Source organism: Halorubrum xinjiangense (assembly GCF_049604745.1).
Lineage (GTDB): Archaea > Halobacteriota > Halobacteria > Halobacteriales > Haloferacaceae > Halorubrum > Halorubrum xinjiangense_A.
On record NZ_CP187140.1, the window covers coordinates 1353449 to 1374195 of the forward strand.

General features: G+C 70.9%; 23 protein-coding genes. 15 read left to right on the plus strand and 8 right to left on the minus strand.

Features of this window, described 5'->3' with window-relative positions; translation table 11 throughout:
* Positions 1 to 54 precede the first annotated feature (54 nt).
* The 3 genes from ACOZ35_RS07920 (at position 55) to ACOZ35_RS07930 (ending at position 3345) form a co-directional block, all read left to right on the plus strand.
* Positions 55 to 1038, plus strand: coding sequence for a DUF6293 family protein (locus tag ACOZ35_RS07920; protein WP_424015838.1), 984 nt, complete (start codon positions 55 to 57; stop codon positions 1036 to 1038).
* 407 nt (positions 1039 to 1445) lie between these two features.
* A complete protein-coding gene (cofH, locus tag ACOZ35_RS07925; protein WP_424015839.1) occupies positions 1446 to 2903 on the plus strand; it encodes a 7,8-didemethyl-8-hydroxy-5-deazariboflavin synthase subunit CofH in 1458 nt (485 codons plus the stop codon).
* A gap of 124 nt (positions 2904 to 3027) precedes the next feature.
* Entirely contained in the window at positions 3028 to 3345 is a 318-nt protein-coding gene (locus ACOZ35_RS07930; protein ID WP_424015840.1) for a DUF2250 domain-containing protein, read from the plus strand.
* Between the two features lie 18 nt (positions 3346 to 3363).
* Here the strand turns inward: ACOZ35_RS07930 and hmgA are convergent, their stop codons facing one another.
* From hmgA to ACOZ35_RS07945, 3 genes are all read right to left on the minus strand, one after another.
* On the minus strand, positions 3364 to 4587 hold the full coding sequence (hmgA, locus tag ACOZ35_RS07935; protein WP_424015841.1) for a hydroxymethylglutaryl-CoA reductase (NADPH): 1224 nt from the start codon (positions 4585 to 4587) through the stop codon (positions 3364 to 3366).
* A 47-nt stretch (positions 4588 to 4634) separates the two neighbouring features.
* Positions 4635 to 5435, minus strand: coding sequence for an inositol monophosphatase family protein (locus tag ACOZ35_RS07940; protein WP_424015842.1), 801 nt, complete (start codon positions 5433 to 5435; stop codon positions 4635 to 4637).
* 120 nt (positions 5436 to 5555) lie between these two features.
* Positions 5556 to 6029, minus strand: a complete 474-nt coding sequence (locus ACOZ35_RS07945; protein WP_424015843.1) for a GNAT family N-acetyltransferase — start codon at positions 6027 to 6029, stop codon at positions 5556 to 5558.
* A gap of 323 nt (positions 6030 to 6352) precedes the next feature.
* Here ACOZ35_RS07945 and ACOZ35_RS07950 point away from each other — a divergent pair, with 323 nt between their 5' ends.
* From ACOZ35_RS07950 to ACOZ35_RS07965, 4 genes are all read left to right on the plus strand, one after another.
* The gene (locus tag ACOZ35_RS07950; RefSeq protein WP_424015844.1) at positions 6353 to 7162 is read left to right on the plus strand and encodes a DUF502 domain-containing protein; all 810 of its coding nucleotides are present in this window, start codon (positions 6353 to 6355) and stop codon (positions 7160 to 7162) included.
* Positions 7159 to 7614 (plus strand): archease, encoded by a 456-nt coding sequence (locus ACOZ35_RS07955; RefSeq protein WP_424015845.1) that lies wholly within the window; start codon positions 7159 to 7161, stop codon positions 7612 to 7614. Before ACOZ35_RS07950 ends, ACOZ35_RS07955 begins: the two co-directional genes overlap by 4 nt.
* Before the next feature lie 63 nt (positions 7615 to 7677).
* Positions 7678 to 9186: an RtcB family protein gene (locus tag ACOZ35_RS07960; protein WP_424015846.1), complete on the plus strand. Its 1509-nt coding sequence runs from the start codon at positions 7678 to 7680 to the stop codon at positions 9184 to 9186.
* A gap of 120 nt (positions 9187 to 9306) precedes the next feature.
* Complete coding sequence (locus ACOZ35_RS07965; protein ID WP_424015847.1) at positions 9307 to 10008, plus strand: hypothetical protein; 702 nt, start codon at positions 9307 to 9309, stop codon at positions 10006 to 10008.
* A 30-nt stretch (positions 10009 to 10038) separates the two neighbouring features.
* On the opposite strand, the gene ACOZ35_RS07970 is transcribed toward ACOZ35_RS07965, so the two are convergent.
* The 3 genes from ACOZ35_RS07970 to ACOZ35_RS07980 all read right to left on the minus strand — a co-directional run bounded on the left by ACOZ35_RS07970 (position 10039) and on the right by ACOZ35_RS07980 (position 11763).
* Entirely contained in the window at positions 10039 to 10350 is a 312-nt protein-coding gene (locus ACOZ35_RS07970; protein ID WP_424015848.1) for an MTH1187 family thiamine-binding protein, read from the minus strand.
* Between the two features lie 76 nt (positions 10351 to 10426).
* On the minus strand, positions 10427 to 11362 hold the full coding sequence (locus ACOZ35_RS07975; RefSeq protein ID WP_424015849.1) for an alpha/beta hydrolase: 936 nt from the start codon (positions 11360 to 11362) through the stop codon (positions 10427 to 10429).
* Entirely contained in the window at positions 11359 to 11763 is a 405-nt protein-coding gene (locus ACOZ35_RS07980; RefSeq protein WP_424015850.1) for a hypothetical protein, read from the minus strand. Before ACOZ35_RS07980 ends, ACOZ35_RS07975 begins: the two co-directional genes overlap by 4 nt.
* A gap of 235 nt (positions 11764 to 11998) precedes the next feature.
* Between ACOZ35_RS07980 and ACOZ35_RS07985 the strand changes: the two genes are divergently transcribed.
* From ACOZ35_RS07985 to ACOZ35_RS08005, 5 genes are all read left to right on the plus strand, one after another.
* Entirely contained in the window at positions 11999 to 13129 is a 1131-nt protein-coding gene (locus ACOZ35_RS07985; RefSeq protein ID WP_424015851.1) for a DUF4013 domain-containing protein, read from the plus strand.
* Positions 13130 to 13154: 25 nt separating this feature from the next.
* On the plus strand, positions 13155 to 14222 hold the full coding sequence (locus ACOZ35_RS07990) for an mRNA surveillance protein pelota (RefSeq protein ID WP_424015852.1): 1068 nt from the start codon (positions 13155 to 13157) through the stop codon (positions 14220 to 14222).
* 431 nt (positions 14223 to 14653) lie between these two features.
* On the plus strand, positions 14654 to 15211 hold the full coding sequence (locus tag ACOZ35_RS07995) for a hypothetical protein (RefSeq protein WP_424015853.1): 558 nt from the start codon (positions 14654 to 14656) through the stop codon (positions 15209 to 15211).
* Between the two features lie 43 nt (positions 15212 to 15254).
* On the plus strand, positions 15255 to 15398 hold the full coding sequence (locus tag ACOZ35_RS08000; RefSeq protein WP_017344249.1) for a hypothetical protein: 144 nt from the start codon (positions 15255 to 15257) through the stop codon (positions 15396 to 15398).
* 121 nt (positions 15399 to 15519) lie between these two features.
* A complete protein-coding gene (locus tag ACOZ35_RS08005) occupies positions 15520 to 15792 on the plus strand; it encodes a hypothetical protein (RefSeq protein ID WP_424015854.1) in 273 nt (90 codons plus the stop codon).
* 51 nt (positions 15793 to 15843) lie between these two features.
* Here the strand turns inward: ACOZ35_RS08005 and infB are convergent, their stop codons facing one another.
* A complete protein-coding gene (infB, locus tag ACOZ35_RS08010) occupies positions 15844 to 17637 on the minus strand; it encodes a translation initiation factor IF-2 (RefSeq protein WP_424015855.1) in 1794 nt (597 codons plus the stop codon).
* A 229-nt stretch (positions 17638 to 17866) separates the two neighbouring features.
* Here infB and ACOZ35_RS08015 point away from each other — a divergent pair, with 229 nt between their 5' ends.
* The 3 genes from ACOZ35_RS08015 (at position 17867) to ACOZ35_RS08025 (ending at position 19749) form a co-directional block, all read left to right on the plus strand.
* Positions 17867 to 18112, plus strand: coding sequence for a PRC-barrel domain-containing protein (locus ACOZ35_RS08015; protein WP_017344246.1), 246 nt, complete (start codon positions 17867 to 17869; stop codon positions 18110 to 18112).
* On the plus strand, positions 18112 to 18570 hold the full coding sequence (locus ACOZ35_RS08020) for an NOB1 family endonuclease (RefSeq protein ID WP_007345155.1): 459 nt from the start codon (positions 18112 to 18114) through the stop codon (positions 18568 to 18570). The genes ACOZ35_RS08015 and ACOZ35_RS08020 overlap by 1 nt, the downstream gene beginning before the upstream one ends.
* Positions 18571 to 18648: 78 nt before the next feature.
* A complete protein-coding gene (locus ACOZ35_RS08025; RefSeq protein ID WP_424015856.1) occupies positions 18649 to 19749 on the plus strand; it encodes a DUF2891 domain-containing protein in 1101 nt (366 codons plus the stop codon).
* On the opposite strand, the gene uppS is transcribed toward ACOZ35_RS08025, so the two are convergent.
* Positions 19746 to 20741: a polyprenyl diphosphate synthase gene (gene uppS, locus ACOZ35_RS08030; RefSeq protein WP_424015857.1), complete on the minus strand. Its 996-nt coding sequence runs from the start codon at positions 20739 to 20741 to the stop codon at positions 19746 to 19748. The two genes, ACOZ35_RS08025 and uppS, sit on opposite strands and share 4 nt — an antisense overlap.
* Between the last annotated feature and the right edge of the window lie 6 nt (positions 20742 to 20747).

Below are 20747 nucleotides of genomic sequence, written 5' to 3' on the forward strand. Positions count from 1 at the left end.
GCGCCACGGCCGGTTGCGGTCGTTTATAACTGCGCCCCGCCAAACGGCCCGCGTATGCAGACCCACGTCGTGCCCGTCGGGTTCGACTACGACCGGATGATCGCCCCGCTCATCCGGGACCAGTTCGACGTCGACCGGGTGATTCTGCTGGAGGGGACGGTCGGCAGCGAGGCCAACGTCGAGTACTCGCGCAACATCGCGCGCAAACTGGAACAGGACTTCACGAACCTGCTCGGCGCGGAGACGGTCCGCGAGCGGTTGGACGACGTGTACGACTACGACGCCGCTTTCGAGCGCGCCTTCGACCTGATCAACGCAGAACTCGATCGGGATGAGGGAGTCGACGACGCCGAAGAGACACCCGATGGCGACGCGCCGACGGACGAGCGCGAGGTATGGGTGAACCTCTGTTCGATGCCCCGTCCCGTCTCGTTCGCGTTCGCGACCGCGGCCCACTCGATCATGGTCGAGCGGCAGGCGGACCGCGACCGGATCCACACCTACTACACGGCCCCCGAGAAGTACCTGGAGACCGAACTTGCGGAGGAACTCCGCGCGACGCGCGATCTCCTGCGCGACCTCGACGAGGGGAGCGACGCCGAGGCGCTGGAAGCGGCGGGTATCGATCCCGACCGCGTCGCGGACCGGCTGGCGAGCACCACGGACCTGCTCGCGGAGTTCGACGAGCGCGGCACCACCATCGGCGCGAAGAAGATCGGCGACAGCCACGTCATCGAGCTCCCGGTCGCCTCCTTCCAGAACGTCAAGCCGTTCGAGGAGCTGGTGCTGTTCACGCTCGGCGAACACGGCGAGTTCGAGTCCGTGTCGGAGCTGGCGGAGACGCTCGCGGCCGAGCTCAACGAGGAGTACACCGACTCGTTCCGCTCGAAGGTGATCTACAACGTCGACCGGCTCGGGCCCGGCGGCAAGGGGTACATCGAGCGCGAGGAGCACGGGAAGTCCTACCGGACGAGCCTCTCACGAATCGGCGAGCTGTGGGTCCGCGCACACGCCGACGAGGACCGAGACGTGGCGTGAATCGAGTTAGGTGACTCGGTGGCAGATTTATAAATCGACACTGGAAGGTCGGCTACTAACTCCTCCAAAGCCCCAGCCGCGAGGGCTCGCGTGACTCGCTGCGCTCCTCGGTCGCTACGCTCCCTGCGGTGCTTGCGTCGTCATGCTTCGCCCTCGCGGCTGCCCCTTTGAGTCCCGCCCCGACCGCACAGCAACCGCGCCTCACGCCTCCCCAACCTCGTCAGTCGCCTCCGCTTCGCTCCGGCGACTGACTCCCTCGCGCGGTGCTGCTCGGCCGCAAGGCGGCCTCGCAGGCACGCGCCACCGCAGCCATTTATAAGTAGACGTTCGCGATCGACGCCGTCGTTCCGACTCGATCGGTGTCGCGACCCGCCCGTTTATCAGGGTGGAACCGGGAGCGTTAGGGGATGAGTTCGGGGGGGAGTTCCGGCGTGAGCGGATCGAACGGCGGCGAGGACGGCGGACGCGAGAGCGACGCGAACGAGTTCGACTTCGCGACGCCCGCGACCGACCAGTCGTTCGAGAACGCGCTCGCGAAGGCCCGCGACGGCGCGCGGCTGACGGTCGCCGACGCGACGGAACTGCTCGCCACCGGCACGGAGCGCGCGGGGATCGACCCCGTCCGCAAGGAAGCGGTGCTGGAGGCCGCGGACCGCCGGCGCGCGGAGACGGTCGGGGATGAGGTCACCTTCGTCGCCAACCTCAACAACAACGTCACCACGGCCTGCAACACGGGCTGCCTGTTCTGTAACTTCAAGGACTCCGCGCACGCGTTCGAGGCCGACAGCGACGTCGAGCACGCGGGGTTCACCAAGCCGCCCGCGGAGTCGCGCGCGGTCGTCGAGGACGCCCTCGACATGGGGATCTACGAGGTCTGCTCCGTCTCGGGGCTCCACCCCGCGTTCGCGCTGAACGCGGAGCACCACGAGATCCTCTCCTCCTACGATGACCCCGCAAGCGAGGTGAACTACAAGCCGCCCGAGACGTACGCGACCGACCCGGGCACATACGTCGAGCAGATGGCGGCGATGTCGGTCGGCGGCGTCCACCTCCACTCGATGACCCCAGAGGAGGCGTACCACGCCTCCCGCGGCACAGACTGGGAGTACGAGAGCGTCTACCGCGAACTCGCTTCGGCCGGGCTCGACTCCGCGCCGGGCACCGCCGCCGAGATCCTCGTCGACGAGGTCCGCGACGTGATCTGCCCGGGGAAGATCCGCACCGACGACTGGGTGGCGGCGATGGAGGGCGCGGCCGCGGCCGGCCTCGACGTCACCTCGACGATGATGTACGGCCACGTCGAGACGGTCGCCCACCGCGCGGAACACCTGAAGGTGATCCGCGATCTCCAGGACCGCACGGGCGCGATCACGGAGTTCGTCCCGCTCTCCTTCATCCACCAGAACACCCCCCTCTACCGCCGCGGCGTCGTCGACTCCGGCCCCTCGCGCGCCGAGGACGAGCTCGTGGTCGCGGTCGCGCGCCTCTTCCTCGATAACGTCGACCACGTCCAGGCCTCGTGGGTGAAGTCGGGCGACGCCCACGGGCTCAAACTGCTCAACTGCGGCGCCGACGACTTCATGGGCACCATCCTCTCGGAGGAGATCACCAGCCGCGCCGGCGGCGAGTACGGCGAGTACCGCTCGTTCGACGACTACGTCGAGATGATAACGGCGATCGGGCGAACGCCCGTCGAGCGCTCGACCGACTACCGCACGCGGCGCCGGATCGACCCAGACGACGGCCCGCACGGCCCGCAGCTCGGCCCGCGCGCCGACGGGACGCCATTGCTCTCCGAGCGCTCCTCCGGCGAGGGAAGCCGCGGCGATGCGGCCGGGACGCCGCCCGCCGACGCCGACGACTGAGGCGCTCGACGGAGCGCTGCGAAACGAGTCGCCGACCGAACGCGTTCCGGCGAGCGGCGGCGGCTCCCAGCGAGTGGGAACCGCCGGTGACCCCTTTATCGTGGTACACGTCCACACGTGTGAGATGCCCGCGCCAGACGCACAGCCGGCCGACCGTTCGGCGGAGAGCTCCGAGGCGAGCGACGGCGAGGCGCTCGACCCAGACCACCCGTCGCTCACGCGCTCCGACGAGCGGCTGCTCTCGTACCTCGCCGACGTCGGCGCCGACTACCAGGCGTTCGTCGCCGGGAACACCGGGCTCTACGACGACCACGTGGAGTCGCGGCTGACCGCCCTCGAAGATGCCGGACTCGTCGAGCGCGTCTCCGGCGAGGCCGTCTACCGGATCACCGATGCGGGACGCGATGCGCTCCGCGACGACTGCCCGCGCTGGTCCGATTGAAAAGAGCGTTCGCTGCGCTTACCGACCGAGCTCCTCGTGCGCCGACGAGAGGTGCCGCGAGCCGAGCGCCGCGAGCAGCGAGAGCTCGCCCGCGAGCGCGCAGACCGCGATCGACTCCGCGAGGGCGTCGGCGTTGCTCCCCGCGGGGTCGCCGCCGCCGGCGACGCCCAGGATCTCCAGGCTCGCCTGCTGCGTCGGGAGCTTCGTCCCGCCGCCGACGGTCCCCACTTCGAGGCTCGCCAGCGAGACGGAGACGTAGAGGTCGCCGTCGGCGGTCGTCTCGGCGGTCGTGATCGCGTTCGCCCCCTCGACGACCTGCGCCTCGTCCTGCCCGGTGGCGAGGAACATCGCCGCGACCGCGTTGGCGACGTGGGCGTTGAAGCCGAGCGCGCCCGCCTTCGCGGAGCCGACGAGGTTCTTCCGCGTGTTGATCTCCGCGATGGCCTCGGGGGTCGTGTGGAGGCGCTCCTCGACGACCTCGCGCGGGACCGTCGCGTCCGCGACGACCGAGCGCCCGCGCCCCTCGACCGCGTTGATGGCGGCCGGCTTCTTGTCCGAACAGAGGTTCCCCGACAGCGCGACGAGCGAGGCGTCCGTCTCGGCCTCCACCACGTCGCAGGCCTCCCGCGTCGCGATGGTGGCCATGTTCATCCCCATCGCGTCCTTCGTGTCGTAGCGGAACCGGCAGAAGACGTTGTTGCCGACGACGTACGGCGTCACGTCCAGCAGCTCGCCGTGGCTCGTCGTCGACTCCGCGGCCTCGCGCAGCGCGGGCACGTGGTCGCGGACCCAGTCGACCAGCGCCTCGGCCTCGGCGACGCCCGCGACCCGGAAGACGGGCGCCCGGGTCATCCCGCTCTTCGTCACCCGCGCAGTCGCGCCGCCGGCGTCCTCGACGACGGAGCAGCCGCGGTTGATCGACGCGACCAGCGCGCCCTCGGTGGTCGCCAGCGGGAGGTATCGCTCGCCCGAGCCCGCGCCGCCGTCGATCGTCACCGGGCCGGCGACGCCGATCGGGACCTGGACGCCGCCGAGGGTGTTCTCGATGTTCGAGCCGTGGACCGCGTCAGCGTCGAAGGCGTACTCGCCGAGCGGGTCGAGGTCGGCGTCGGTCGCCTCCGCGACGAGCAGCCGGCGCGCGGCGGCCGCGGCGTCGGCGTCGGCGTGGTCTTCGAGCTCGTGGAAGCGAATCTCGCCGTCGCGGACGCGTTCCGCGAGCGACGCGGGAGTGGCGTCAGTCATGCCCGCGTCTCCTCGCGGCGCGTGCTAATGGCTGTCGGTTTTCGGGGTCACCGGTCCGCGCCGTCCAGCGCCGACCACAGCTCGCCGAGCGTCGTCTCGTCGGTCGCGGCGACGTACAGGTCTCCCTCGCGCCGGACCGCGGCGCCGGCCTCGGCCGCGAGCAGTTCCGTGACCGCCCGCTCCTCCTCGTCCGGGTGGAACTGGACGAGTCCCTGGAGCCGGCCGCGGGCGAACAGCCCCGAGTGGACCGTCGGCGCCCAGCTGTCGACCACGCGCTTGACGCGGCCGCCGAGCGCCGCTCGGAGGGCGTCGGCCTCGGCCGCGAGCGCCGGGTCGCGAGGCACGTCACGGCCGACGATCACGGCGACCGTGGCGCCCGAGAGGTCGCCCGCGGCCTCGCCGCCAGTTCCCCGGGCGTCGGCGGCGTCGACGCGGTCGCCGTCGTACCGGACGCCCTCGCCGGCCCGCGCGACGTACGTTTCGTCGGTCGCGGGCTGGTGGACGGCCGTGACGAGCGGCGTCCCGTCTCGCAGGACCGCGACCGACGACGCGAACGTCGGCAGGCCCGCGGCGAAGTCGTTGGTGCCGTCGAGGGGATCGATTATCCACCGGTACGGCTCGTCGCCGGCGAACTCCCCCGCCTCCTCGGCGAACACGGCGTGGTCCGGGAACGCCTCGCGCACGACCGGGAGCATCCGGGACTCGGCCGCCACGTCGGCCGCCGCCTTCACGTCGTGCGCCCCGTACTCGGCCTCGGTGTCACCGTCCCGGTACCGGTCGCGAAGCTCCGCGCCCCCGGCGAGGACGGCCGCCCGCGCGACCGCCGCCATCTGGTCGTGATCGGTCACGCGCACGCCTTCGACGGGGGAACTCAAACGGATTCCGGTCCCACGGGCTCACCGGCCGCGGGCGGCCTCGGCGTGAGAGGTCGGCGATCCGAGACGGCGACTGCTGGGTGGCCGGCCCGGTTACCGCCCGACGAATCCGGAGAGCCGCTCGCGGAGCGACTCGCCGCCGAGCTTGAGGTAGTAGGCGTCGCCGCCGTCCTCGTAGTAGTCGTCGATGCGGCGGATCACTTCGAAGCCGAGATGCTCGTAGAAGCCGAGCGCCTGCTGGTTGGTCGTGCGGGCGTGGCAGGTGACCGACCGGTGGTCCTCCGCGATGTCGGCGACCAGTCGCTCCGCGTGGCCGCGGCCGCGGTGTTCGGGGTGAACGGCGAGAAAGAGGATGTAGCCGTCGCGGCGGACGGAGGCGAACGCGACGAGCCGATCGTTCTCGACGAGCAGGTGGGCGGTCGACCGGCGGTACGCATCGACGAAGAAGCCGCGTCGCTGTCGGAGGACGCCCTCACCGGACCGAATTCGCTCTTTGAGTTCCCACGCGGCGGTCGCGTAGTCGGACTCGCCGGGCGGGTCGGTCCGCTTTTCGACGTTGACGCTCACTGGGGAGACCTAACACGCGGGCGGAATATAACTCCACCGCCAGCGGGGACCGTTGCGGGCGGCTGCGCCGCCAGCGAGACCAGTTGCGGGCGGCTGCGCCGCCAGCGAGACCAGTTGCGGGCGGCTGCGCCGCCAGCGAGAGCGGTTGCGGGCGGCTGCGCCGCCAGCGAGAGCGGTTGCGGGCGGCTGCGCCGCCAGCGAGAGCGGTTGCGGGCGGCTGCGCCGCCAGCGAGAGCGGTTGCGGGCGGCGAACTCGCTCTCGACGGCCACCGCCGCGATCGCGACGGAAACGATTTTGTCGCGGTCGCGCTTGAAAACGAGTAATGACCGACGAGTCGTCGGGAGTCGAGCTGCTCCGACGAGCCTTCCTCACGGGCGTCGCCGTCATCGTCCCTGCCGTCATCACGCTCGCCGTTCTCGCGTTCGCGTTCAACGCGGTGTACGACTACCTCGACGCCTTCTCGTCGGCCATCGTCGCCGTGTCGCCGGGAGTCGGACTCCCGGTGCTCGGCACCGTCTCCCGCGAACTCGCGATCGAGATCGCGACCCCGATCGTGTTCGTGGCCGTCATCCTCCTCCTCGGCGCGGCCGTCGAGTCGTCGCGGTACGGCGAGCGCGCCGTCGACTACGTCGATTACGCGGTCGAACGGGTCCCCGGCGTCGGCTCCGTCTACCAGGGGTTCCGGCAGATGAGCGACGCCATGCTGGAGTCGGACGGCGGGAACTTCCGCGAGGTCGTCCTCGTGGAGTTCCCGACGACGGAGGCGTACACGCTCGCGTTCGTCACGAGCGAGACGCCGGCCGCCATCGCTGACCACGCGGACAGCGAGGGCGAGGGGATGCGGACGCTGTTCATGCCGATGGCACCGAACCCGGTGATGGGCGGTCACGTCGTCTTCGTCCCTGAGCGTCGGATCGTCGACGTCGAGCTGACGGTCGACGAGGGGATCCGCGCGCTGGTCACGAGCGGCGTCGCCTTGGAGGAGGTCGCCGCCGACCTCGACGACGTCGACCCAGAGAACCTCCGCGCTGACGCGCCGGAGCGGACCATCGACGCCCGGTTCCAGACCGACGAGCGCTCGGAAGGCGCCGGGGAGCCCCGCGGCGGCGGCGAGGGAGGCGTCGAGGAATGAGCTACGAGCTCCGCGACCACACGGCCGACGTCGCCGTCGAGGCGACGGCCGACACCCTCTCGGCGCTGTTCGCCGCGGTCGCGGACGGGCTCGCGGCCGCGAGCGCGGAGTCGGTGCCGGAGACGGGGGGCGACCGGTTCGAGCTCGACGTCGCCGCCGAGAGCCGCGAGGCCCTGCTGTTCGACTATCTCGACCGGCTGATCTACGAGCGCGACGTGCGGCTCGTCCTCCCGGCCGACCACCGCTGTTCGGTCGTCGAACCCGGTAAGGGGGACAGCGGAGAGGACGAGGACGCGGACGCAGACGCGGACCAGTGGCGGCTCACGGCCAGCGCGCGCGGCGTCCCGCTCGACGCGGTGGCCGCCCGGGAGATCAAGGCAGTCACCTACTCCGAGATGGCGCTCGAACGTCGCGACGACGAGTGGTACGCGTACGTCGTCTTCGACGTGTGAGGGGCGCCGCCCGCGCGACTCCCTGACGCAACGCCCTTCCCCTCCGGCGTCGAAGGCCGACACATGACCACGCGCGAGTTCGACGGGATCCGGCTGGAGAAGGTGCGCGAGCACGTCTGGGAGATTCCCCGCGAGGGCGACATGAACGTCGCCGCGCGGGTCCTCGCCAGCGAGTCGCTGCTCGAGGAGATCGGCGACGACGACTCGCTTCAGCAGCTGAAGAACGCCACCCACCTGCCCGGGATGGTCGAGCCCGCGCTCTGTATGCCCGACGGCCACCAGGGGTACGGCTTCCCGGTCGGCGGCGTCGGCGCGATCGACGCCCGAAACGGCTGTATTTCGCCCGGAGCGGTCGGTTACGATATTAATTGCGGCGTGAGAATGGTGAAAACTAATCTCACCTACGACGACGTGCGCGGCCGTGAGGAGGAGCTCGTCGACGCGCTGTTCGAGGCGATCCCCTCGGGGCTCGGCGGCGGCGGGGTTATCGACGGCGACGCCGACGCGATCGAGGGCGCCCTCGAACGCGGCGTCGAGTGGGCGGTCGAGGAGGGGTACGGGATCGAGAGCGACCTCGCGCGCTGCGAGGACGAGGGACGTCGCCCCGACGCGCGCCCGGAGTACGTCTCCCAGAAGGCGATGGACCGCGGGCGCAACCAGATGGGGTCGCTCGGCTCGGGCAACCACTTCCTCGAAGTTCAGCGCGTCACCGACGTGTTCCGCGCCGACGTCGCCGACGCGTACGGGCTTGAAGAGGACGGGATCGTCGTCCTGATCCACTGCGGGAGCCGCGGGCTCGGCCACCAGACCTGTAACGACTACCTCCGCCGGATCGAGAAGGAGCACGGCGACCTGCTCGACGAGCTGCCGGACAAGGAGCTGGCGGCCGCGCCCGCCGGCTCGGAACTGGCCGACGAGTACTACGGCGCGATGGGCGCGTGCATCAACTTCGCGTGGGTGAACCGGCAGCTCATCACCCACCAGGCCCGGAAGACGTTCGGCGAGGTGTTCGACGCGGACCCGATCGAGGACCTCGGGATGGAGCTGCTGTACGACGTCGCGCACAACATCGCGAAGAAGGAGACCCACGAGATCGGCGTCGACGCCGAGGGGCGGCCCGCCGTCGGCGACGACGCGGTCGACCGCGCGGAGCGCGAACTGTACGTCCACCGCAAGGGCGCGACGCGGGCGTTCCCCGCGGGCAACGAGGACGTGCCCGAGACCTACCGCGACGTCGGCCAGCCGGTCATCATCCCCGGCAGCATGGGCGCCGGCTCGTACGTCCTCCGCGGCGGGGACCAGTCGATGTCGGTGTCGTTCGGCTCGACGGCCCACGGCGCCGGGCGGCTGATGAGCCGGACGCAGGCGAAACAGGAGTTCTGGGGCGGCGATGTCCAGGACGATCTCGAAGACGGCCAGCGGATCTACGTGAAGGCGCAGTCAGGCGCCACCATCGCGGAGGAGGCGCCCGGCGTCTACAAGGACATCGACGAGGTGATCCGCGTGAGCGACGAACTCGGTATCGGCGACAAGGTCGCGCGCACGTTCCCCGTCTGTAACATCAAGGGGTAACGACGGTCCTCGCTCCCCGCCGAGCCCGTCGCCACCAAACCTGTCTCCGCTGAACCCGTCTCCGCTGAACCCGTCCCCGCCGAGCGCTTATGCCGGATGCCGCGGCCACGTCGCACCGAGATGGCAGCCCACTCGCGGAACGGTAGCTCGTCCGAAACGGTCTCCAGACGCTCGGTCCTCGGCGGCGTCGCCGCCGTCGCGGTCGGCGGCCTCACCGGCCTCGGTGCCCTCGTCGCGTCGAGCCGTCCGGCGGCGGCGATCGACGGCGACCCCGCCGCCTTCGAGGCGGGCGACGCGCCGACCGTCACCGCGAACGACGGTCGGATCGAGTCGGTGTACCTCTCGCCCGCCCTCGAGGTGTCGTGGACCGACTTCTCCGAGGGAATTGACCGCGTGACGCTCACGCTCGCCGTCGGGAGCGACGCCGGCGTCGACGAGGTGTATCGGGAGACCCTGACGGGCGCCGACCCAGACGCGACGCCCGGAGACGTCGCATCGGTGGGAAGACCGAGCGGCGACCAATCCGACGCCGTTTCGGACGAGTCGCCTGATTTCAACGCGGTCGACGGCGCTCTTTCCGCGCGGTTCGAGCGCGCCGACGCGACGGAGCGCGGCGACGCCGTGACGAGCGAGTCGCTGAGCGCGCCCGAGCTCGGCGGCGGCGAGACGGCGACGACGACGCTCGACGTCGTGTTCCGCGCGGACGTCGCAGGCGGCGACGACGAGGCGACCGTCGTCCGCACGACGACCGTCGACGTCGCGGTCGAGAATCCGGACGGCGACGCGACCGCGGGTGGCAGCGTCGGGATTGACACGGCGTGACGGAACGTGACGGGACGTGAAGGGGCGCCGTCAGCGCTCCCGCTTCGCCGCCCGGCCGAGGTGCTCCTCGACGGCGTCGACCTTCTCCGCGGCGGTCCCGCCGCTCGTCCGCTTGTCGTCGATTTTTAAGACCGTGGAGACGCGGTCGCCGTCGACGGCGTCGTGGGCGGCCGCCGCGGCCGCGAACAGCGTCTCCGCGTCCTCGGCCTCGATGACGGTCCCCATCGGATTCGTCTCGTAGCTCACGTCGAACTCGTCGAGCGCGGCGACGGCCTTCGCCACCTCCTCGGCCATGCTCCCCTCGATCACCGGCGCGACGCTCAGCATCGCGATGGCTGTCATATCGGGGAATCGGTCGCGAGGTCACTTAAGCGGTCGCGCGGGCGGCGGTCAGGAGCGAGCGCGTCGGCGCGGCTGGTCACTCCAGTGCGTCGCGCAGGAAGGAGAGCTGGTGGCCGACCGCGCCCTCGAAGTCGTCGCCGAGCACCGAGAAGTGGTCCGCGGGCATCGAGACGACGGTCCCCCGCGAGAGCCGCTCACCGGCGGCCGCGACCGAGTCGGCGTCGATGATGGCGTCGTCGGTGCCGGCCAGGAGCAGCGTCGGGGCGTCGATCTCGTCGAGCCGCGTCACGGGCCGGTAGCCGACCAGGCCGAGGAGCGACCGCGCTGGCGTTTCGTTGCGCCACGCCGACTCGCGGTCGACGAGGTCGATGTACTTCCGCTTCGTCCCTGGCTCGGTGATCGCCGCGCACTCCTCCGTCCCGCCGACGATGGGGACAGTGCGGCCGCGACCGATCCGATGGCCGAGCAGGTCGCGGAGCCCGGCGGCGCCGGCGCGCGCGAGGTACCGGCCGCCGCGCCGCAGGGAGACGGCGCGCCCGTCGAGCAACGGGACGAGCCCCACGACCGCGTCGACGTCGCGGCGCTCGGCGGCGAGGGTCAGGACGTGGCCGGCAGACAGCGACGCGCCCCATAACACGAGGTCGTCGCCGATGTCATCGACGCGGTCCGCGCGGTCGATGGCGCCCTCGTACGCCTCGCGCTGGCGGTCGAGGTCGACGACCTGCGAGTCACCGTCGGAGTCGCCGAACTCCGGGTGATCGAAGAGGAGGGCGGCGTAGCCCGCGTCCGCGAACCGCTCCGCGACGGCGGGGTAGCCGAAGGTCCGCTCCGCGCCGAGCCCGGGCGCCATCACGACGACCGGGGGGTCGTCGGCGTCGCCGCCGGGCAGGTACAGCGTCCCGCGGCAGGTGGCGCCGTCGACGTCGAACGCGACCGCGCGGGTGGCGAACCGCTCGCGGGCCGGGCGCGCGAGCCGGCGCTGCGCGCGGTTGACCGGATCGCGGCGGGTCACCGGTCGGCCTCCGCGTCGGGTTCGGATCCGGCATCGTCCTCGTCTCCGGCCCCGGGTTCGTGGCTGACGGTGTCCAGCACGCGGGTCGAGAACTCCGTCTCGGAGATCTCGTAGCTCGCGAGCGCCTCGAACCACTCGGCCTCGGCGTGCCACGTGCCGAGGACGTCGCCGGGGGACCGCACGACCGTCCCCTCGACGCGGACGGGGTCCCACTCGTCGGCCTCGGCCTGTTCGATGAGCGCGTTGAGCGCGCGCCCGATCTCGCCGCGATGGATCTCGCGGCCGGGGAACGCGGTCATGTACGTCAGCTCCAGCGGGTCGCCCTCGTCGATGGACTCGACGCTGACGCCGTAGCTCCTGAGTTCCGGCTCCAGATCGGCCGTCCGCTCGTCGCCGGTCATACCCGATCCGTCGGCGGGGCGGGATAAATCGGTACCGGCACGCGACGGCGGCGCGGCTGGTGGAAGAGCGCAGTCGAAAGCCGCGGACGGGGGGCGACCGCCGAGTGGCGGCCGCGGTTGAGTTGTCAGAGGCACACGATTGTCCCGCGCGGCCGAGTGGCAATAATCCGTGGAGTGATATAAACGCTCGGGCCCGGGTATCATTTATGCGGCTCCCGTTCCTGTGTCGAGTCACATGCTCACCGCGGCCGCGACGGCGCTGACGCGAACCGACGACACGGCGGGCGTCGTCCTCGTCGGCGGGTCCGTGACCCTGTTGGGGTGGATCCTCACGGCGCTGTGGCTCGTCGGCGTCCTCTTCGTCAGCCCGGCCATCGCCGTCGCGGCCCCGGTCGCGCTCGCGCCGTCGCTCGTCGCGCGCGGCTACTTCGTCCGGGTGACGCGGAGCGCGATCCAGTCCGGCGACGCGACCGGCGCGCCCTCGCTCGTCGCCTGGGGGGAGCTGGTCAGGGACGGCCTCAAGTCGGCAGTGCTGTCCGCGGCGCTGCTCGCCCCGCTCGCGGGCGGCCTCGCCGTCGCCGGGGGCGCTGGCGCCGCGCTTGTCGCGGGTCCCGTCGATCCGGAATCGACCGTGAATGCGATCGAATCTGCCCTCGGTCCGAACGGGCCAGTCGCCGTCGCGGTCGTCGCCGTCGGTCTCTCCGCCGCGCTCGTCGGCGCGTACCTCCTCGCGTTCGCGTACGTCCGCCCCGCCGCGCTCGCCGCGTTCGCCGAATCCGGGCGGCTCAGGGACGGGCTGAGCCCGCGGACGGTGGCCGGCGTCGCCGCGACGGGCTCGTACGCCACCGGGTGGACGCTCGCGGTCGGGGCGCTCGCGGTCGGCTACGCCGTCGCGGCGCCGACGGTGCCACTCGTGGTCGGCGTCGCGCTCGCCTTCCTCGCCCGCGTCGTCGCGCACGGGCTCTACGGGCGGGGCGCGGCGGGCGCGCTGCGGGAGGGTTCGACGTGGGACGCCGCGGCGCAGCCGGCGGTCCGGACGCACCGCGACGCCGCGCGCTCCGGGAGCCGAGCGGTTCGCCGCGCGGACGCGAATCGCCGCGCGGACGCGACCCACGGCGCAGGCGCGGGTCGTGCCGCCGACGCCGCGGGTCGCGCGCGCAACGCCCCCCCGACCCACATCGTGTCGGGCGACGGTGGGCAGCCGATACGGAGCGAGCCCCCGGCGCCGGTTCAGGTCGGCCGCGACGTTCCGGTCACTGACCGGGGAAACGCGAGCGACGCCGCCGCCATCGACGAGGGGAGCGACGAACCGGCCGGCGGCTTCGAGTGGGGACCGTCGCTCGCCGACGCGGAAGACAAGAGTTGATACGGCCGCGAGCGAACGGCCGAACATGCGCATCTCCGAGCGGGGGTACGGCGAGGAGGGCCGGGAACGGCTCACGCTGGTCCCCGAGAACGTGGACGACCTCTGGCACCTCGCGCACGTCCTCGAACCCGGGGACCGCGTCGATGGCGACACCACCCGGCGGATCCAGCGGAACGACGACCAGATGCGGGACACCGGCGGGCAGCGCGAGCACATTTTCGTCACCTTAGAGGTCGAGGACGTGGAGTTCGCGCGGTTCGCCAACCGCCTCCGCGTCTCCGGCGTCATCGTCGGCTGCTCGCGGGAGGACCAGCTCAACGCCCACCACACGCTCAACGTCGAGGAGCACGACGAGATAACCGTCGAGAAGCACTTCAAGCCGGACCAGACCGAGCGGTTAGAGGAGGCCACCGAGGCCGCGGAGAACCCCGACGTCGCCATCGCGACCGTCGAAGAGGGCGCCGCCTACGTCCATACGGTCCAGCAGTACGGCACCGAGGAGTACGCCTCGTTCACGAAGCCGACCGGGAAAGGCGAGTTCTCGCGGCCGCGCGAGGAGCTGTTCGCCGAGCTCGGCGAGGCACTCGCGCACCTCGACGCAGACGCCGTCATTCTGGCGGGGCCCGGGTTCACCAAGCAGGACGCCCGCGACTACATCGACGAGGAGTACCGTGACCTCTCGGACCGGATCACCACCGTCGACACGTCCGCGGCAGGCGACCGCGGCGTCCACGAGGTGCTCAAGCGCGGCGCGGTCGACGAGGTACAAAAGGAGACACGCATCTCGAAGGAGGCGAGCCTCATCGACGAGCTGACCGAGAACATCGCGACGGAGGAGAAGGCGACGTACGGCCCGGACGACACCGCCGAGGCCGCCGAGTTCGGCGCGGTCGAGACGCTGCTCGTCGTCGACGAGCGCCTCCGCACGGAGCGCCAGGGAGACGGCGACTGGGCGATCGACGTCAACGAGGTGATCGAGTCGGTCGAGCGGCAGGGCGGCGACGTCGTCGTCTTCTCCTCGGAGTTCGCCCCCGGCGAGCAGCTCGCCAACCTTGGCGGCATCGCCGCAATCCTCCGCTACCGGCTCCAGTGAGCGGCTGACAGTCGAAGTGCGGTGGCGCGTGCCGGCGAGCGCCCGACGGGCGCGAGTCGCACGCGCGAGGGAGTCGGTGGCGGTCGAGCGAAGCGAAGACCGCCAGCGACGAGGCTGGGGAGGTGTGAGGCGCGGGGCTGTGCGGGGCGGGACTCGAAGGGGCAGTCGCGAGGCGGGCGCAGGCGACGTAAGCACCGCAAGGAGTGAGCGAAGCGAACGACTGAGGAGCGCAGCGAGCGTGCGCCCGCCTCGCGGCTGGGGCTTCGGCGGCGTTCATGTCGATCGGCGATTTATAAGGGCCACTTTCGTACGGCCGAGCGGCTGGGGCTTCGGCAGACCCTGTTGTATAGTCGTTCGCAGCGACAACAGTCACGTAACGCGTTCGGGGAGCGGCCGTGACCTTATCAGATCGCGCCGTCAACGTCGGAGCGATGGCGGACCGATCCGGGGACGACGCCGAGACCACCGCGGTCGAGGACGCGTCTCCGCCCTCCGAGACTGACTCCGATCCCCTCCCCGACGACCTCGACGACGCCGGCGTCGACGAGGCGGTGAAGCGCCGCCTGCGCGAGGCGTACCTCAACGACGAGGAGAACGCGCTGATCGTCACGCGCGTTCGCTCCGTCGGCGACCGCGTCGTCGTCGAGATGCGCCCGCCCCACGGCGACGCCACCCACACCGAGCGGTTCGACGCGCCCCGAGACGGGTCGCTTCAGGAGTCCGAAGACTTTCTCAAGTTTCTGGACGCCGCCGGCGTCTCACCGCTCGACGTCGACGAGCTCGTCGGCGCCCGCGTCCCCGCGACGTACGACTCGGAGACGGGCTGGCGGGTCGATGCGGCGTATCGGGCCGAGTCGGCGTCGGCCGGTGAGAACCGGTTCGCGGCGGTCCGCGAGTGGCTCTGGACCTACCGGACGTGGCTGCTCGCCGCGCTGCTCGTCGGCGGGGAACTGGCGTTCGTGGCCGTGATCATTCTGGTATACGGATGACCGCCGGCGGAAATTGAAGTGACGTGACGCGCTACCGGACCGCATGGTCCGACGCTCCGAGACCTGTCCGAACTGCGGCCACAGCTTCAGCTACAACGCGGCGACCGGCACCGGCCCGACGGAGTTCTTAAACGAGGGGCAGTGTCCGAACTGCGGCCACCACGTCAGGACGCCGCCGGGGACGTGAGTGAGCGATGACGAACCGCGGCGACCCGACTGTGTCCCTTGGGAGTGACGTTGAATCACGGCGTCCGGCAGCGACATATTTCGAATCCAACCTTTTTAGGGCCGGGCTTCGGGATGGTGGTATGGGTTACGACTGGGATGACGACGAGGCGACGCCCAGCGGGCCGGGAGGTGTCGGCGGGCTCGTGAAGAGCCTCGCCAGCTACGCACTGTTCGCGCTCGGTATCGTCGCCTTCTGGTCGTTTTTCGCGCCGTATCTCGGTGCGCCAACGATCGCGTGGTACGCACCCGTTCTCGGTGAGATCGCGGCACCGACCGAGAGCGATGTGGTCGTCGATGTCGCGCCGCTGATCGCCGGGATCGTTGTGTCGTTCGTGGCTGTCTGGCTGCGGTAGTGCTGCGGCCGCGCGTTAGGAATCACAGAAGCGTGTCAAAAATTCAGACTGTTACTTCCCCCAGAAGGGGTCGCGCTTCCGGCGCGTCTCCAAGTATCCCTGAAGCGCCTCGCGCTCGTCGGCGGTGATCTCCTCTTTCAGCTCCTGTTCGAGGATCTTCGCGTGCTTCTCGGGCACCTCGGTCCAGAGCGTGTCGCCCTCCTCGATGTCGCGGCCGACCGTCGGCCCGTCGATGGCGATGCTGACGCGCTCGCCGGAGCGCGCCTCGTCGACGTCGTCGCCCTGCTTTTGAATCCCGGAGAGGCCGCCGACGCGCTCGAACTCGTTGCCCTCGAAGAAGCCGACGTTGCGGTTGTTCTGGAGCGTGCCGGAGATGATCTCCACGCCGACGACAGCGGGGTCGTTCTGCCGGAACGTGTGGTCAGGGAGGATGCGGAAGCGGGCGGGGCGCACGACCTTGTCCAGCACCGTCTCCTGTTGCGCGCGCTGCTTCTCCTCGACGTAGCGCTCGTAGTCCTCGACCAGCTGGTAGATGACCTCGTTTTTGAACAGCTTCACGTCGGCGTTCTCTAAGTCCGACTCCGCGTTCTGGAGGAGGTCGACGTTGAAACCCAAAATCGCCTTGTGTTCGTCCTGGTTCGCGGTCTCCGCGACGGCGATGTCGCGCGGCGCGATGTCGCCGACCTCGGCGCGGAGGATTGGGACCTCGGCCTCGCGGAGGGCGTTCGCCATCGCCTCCAGCGACCCGAGCGTGTCCGCCTTGACGACCACGCCGTTCTCGGCCGTCTCGACCTCGATCTCCGCGAGTTCCGCTTTCACTTCCTCAACGACTTCGTCGACGGTGCGGTCGCGGACGACCCGGACCGGCGCGCCCGCCATCGCCTGATCGAGGTCGGGGGCGGCGATCTTCACGCCGGCCGCGGCGCCGATCTCGCCGACCTTCTCGAACTCCTTCTCCGTGCGGATCTCCGCGAGCGGCCGCGGGCGGAGCAGCGCGCGGATCTCGGTGACGATCGGCTCGTCCTGCCCGCCGACGACGACGGTGTCGCCGTTGCGGATCACGCCGTCGTAGACGACGGTGTCGACGGTGGCGCCGAAGCCGCGCTCGTCTTTCACTTCGAGGACCGTCCCCTCGCCCGGCCCCGTGACGTCGATCGCCATCTCCTCTTTCATGAACCGCTGGGAGAGGCCCATGAGTACGGTGAGGAGGTCCGGCACGCCCTCGCCGGTGAGCGCCGAGAGGGGGACGACGCCGATGTTCTTCTGGAAGTCCTGAACCCGCCAGTAGAGGTCAGCGGAGAAGCCGGCGTCCGACAGCTGGCCGATGATCTCGTAGAGGTTCTCGTCGAGCATCGACTTGGCGCGCTCGGACTGCGCCTCCATGCTCACCTGGATCGGCTCGCCGTCCTGCGGGTTCCAGCCGGGCGTCGTGTCGACCTTGTTGGCGGCGACGACGAAGGGGGTCCCCGTCCGGCGGAGGATGTCTATCGCCTCCTCCGTCTGCGGCTGGAAGCCGTCGTTGACGTCGACGACGAGCACCGCGATGTCGGCGAGCGCGCCGCCGCGGGCGCGCAGCGTCGAGAAGGAGTGGTGCCCCGGCGTGTCGATGAACAGCAGGCCGGGGAGGTCGAAGTCCGACGGGTCGATCAGCTCGCCAGCCATCCCGGAGATGGTGTCGAGCGGGATGTCCGTCGCCCCGATGTGTTGGGTGATCGCGCCGGCCTCGCCCTCGCTGACGGCGGAGCCGCGGATCGTGTCGAGCAGGCTCGTCTTGCCGTGGTCGACGTGGCCCAGCACGGCGACGATGGGGGTTCGCAGGGTGTCCGCGTGTGTGTGGTCGGTCATATGTGATCGCCCCGAGAAGGTTATACCGACTGTTCCGCCCGGGCGTCAGTTAAGCCTTTCAAAATGCTGCGACGAACCGAGGCGACGGAGCCGGACCGTCCGTCGTCGTTCGTCCGGCGACGAACGCGCGCCAGCGCCGGTCGCCCGTCCGGTGACAAACGCGCGCCCGCGTCCGTCACCCGTCCGACGCCCCGTGGCGTTTAATACCGTCGCCCGGGACCGTGGGGGTATGGTCGACATCCTCGCGGAGAACCTCTCCGGGAAGGCGGTGATGAGCTCCGACGGCACGGAGCTCGGGGACCTGTACAACATCACGATGAACCTCGAGTCCGGGGAGCTGAACCACCTCCTCGTCAGCCCACACGAGCAGCTCAGGCCCGAGCGCGTCGACTTCGACGTCGACGAGATGGGCCGGCTCCGAGTCCCGGTCGCGAACGTCCAGGCGGTGAAAGACTACATCGTCGTCGCCCGCTGATGCAAGTCCTCGACTCGTCCGCGTTCATCCACGAGTACACGACAGACGACGACGTGGTCTCCATCCCGGCGGTCCATGACGAGCTCACCGGCGAGGTGGCCCTCCGCTTCGACGCGATGGAGGGCTCCGGAATGACCGTCCACGTCCCGGCGCCGGAGGCGGTCGACCGCGTCCGCCGCGCCGCGAAGGGGTCGGGCGACGCCGCGGAGCTGTCGGACACCGACATCCGGCTCATCGCGACCGCCTTAGAGCTCCACGCGACGCTCGTCACCGACGACTACGCGATGCAGAACGTCGCCGAGCGGCTCGACCTCCCGGTCGAGGCCATCGCCCGCGACGGCATCTCCGAGGAGCGAGAGTGGCGCTTCCAGTGCGTCGGCTGCAACCGCACCTTCGACGAGAACAAGGAGCGGTGTCCGATCTGCGGCAGCGACCTGACGCGGAAGAACCCGGCGTGAGCGACATCGCATAATTCTGCGTGCCACCGGTCCGCACGCCACCGACCGATTGAACAGGCGCCCCGCAGACCCCTCGGTATGAACACATTCGAGGAGTTGTCGCCGGACGCGCTCCGCGCCGGGCGAGCGGACGCGCTCGACGACGCCGTCGCGACGGCGCTTTCCGCCCACCCGCTCGACGGAGTCGAGACCGAGTACCCGCACTACCAGGGGACCGTCGAGGGGCCGGAGGCGCCGCCGCGTCCCGCGGAGACCCATCCCGTCTTCTACGGCTGCTTCGACTGGCACTCCGCGGTCCACAGCCACTGGGCGCTCGTCCGCGCGCTGCGACTCGTCCCCGATCACCCGGACGAGGCCGAAATCGCTGCGAGCATCGACGAGCGACTAACCCCCGAGAACGTCGCTCGCGAGGTCGCATACCTCGACGAGAATCCCGGCTTCGAGGAGCCGTACGGCTGGTCGTGGCTGCTGCGCCTCGCCGCCGAGCTCACGCTCTGGGACGACCCTCGCGCCGACGCGTGGCGCGAGACGCTCCGCCCGCTCGAAGAGCGAGTCCGGCGCGGGACCCGCGAGTCGTTCCTCGACGTCGGCCGCCCGCACCGCGTCGGCACCCACGGCAACACCGCGTTCGCGCTCGCCGGCGTCCTCGACTACGCGCGAGTCGTCGGCGACGCCGACCTCGAATCGGAGACGGAGGCGACCGCGCGCCGCCTCTACGCGGACGACACCGCCGCGGTCGTTGGCGCAGAGCCCGTCGGCTGGGACTTCCTCTCGCCCGCGCTCGCCGAGGCTGACCTCATGCGACGCGTCCTCGACCCGGACCCGTTCGCGGCGTGGCTCGACGACTTCCTCCCGGATCTCACCGCGCCGCCGCACGACGCGCTGCTCGCGCCCGTCGACGTCGAACCCGACGAGGGCGACGGCGCCGCGATGCACCTGATCGGGCTCAACGTCTCCCGCGCGTGGTGTCTCGCCGGGCTGTCCGACGCGCTGGACGGGCGGGACGGACCGGCCGCGGACCGGCTCCGGGAACCGCTGGAGACCGCGGCGCGCCGCCACGCGGAGGCGGGGGCCGCGGACGTGCTTACCGACGACTACGCGGGCTCGCACTGGCTCTCGTCGTTCGCCCTCTACCTGCTGACCCGGAACGAGGGCGGGATCGCGCCGGGAGCGGTCTAATCGGCTCCCGGCGAGTCCTGCGCGTCGCCGTCCATCCGACCGGCGGCGTCGCCGTCGGCCGACCCGACCGCGTCGCCCTCAGCGATGCCGAGGGCGTCGTCCGAGAGGTCGCCGCGGTCGAGCCGCGGGACGCGCTCGCGGAGCCGCGAGGCGGCGGCGCGCGCCTCCGCGAACTCGACCTCGGCGAGCGCGCGCACCAGCGCGGCGGCCCGCTCCGCCCGGGCGCGCTGCCACGACTCCTCGCGCGACTCGTAGGTGCGGATCGCGCGCAGGAAGTCGGCCTCGGAGAACTCCGGCCAGTACGGCGCACAGAAGTAGACGGCCGCCTCGTTGCCGTTCGCGTGCCACGGGAGGAAGTTCGAGGTCCGCTCGTCGCCGCCGGTGCGGACGATAAGGTCAACGTCGCGGATCGGGCGGTCGTACAGCCGGGACTCGACGGTCTCGACGTCGACGTCCTCGGGGGCCATCTCGCCGGCGTCGACGTCGCGGGCGATGGCGCGCGCGGCGTCGAGCAGCTCGGTCCGGCCGCCGTACGCCAGCGCGACGTTGAGCGTGAAGCGGTCGTTGTCGGCGGTTCGCTGCTCTGCGTAGTCGACCGCGTCGCGAACACGCGGCGGGAGCCGGGGCACGTCGCCGATGGCCCGGACGCGGACGCCCTGCTCGTGGACGCGGTCGGCGTCGGCGAACTCGCGCAGCTTGTGTTCCAACAGGTCGAAGAGGGGCTCTAACTCCTCGTCGGGGCGCTCAAAGTTCTCGGTCGAGAAGGCGTAGAGGGTGAGCTCCGAGACGCCGAGGTCCGCGCACCAGTCGAGGACGCGCTCGGTGGTGTCCGCGCCGGCGCGGTGGCCCTCGGGGGCGTCGTCGCCGCGCTCGCGGGCGTACCGCCGGTTCCCGTCCTGGATGACGGCGACGTGGTCGGGGACGTCGTCGATCTCGCGGCGGAGGTGTCGTCGGTACGCGCGCCCGACGAGGCCGCGGAGTCGCTGCCACATGGGCTA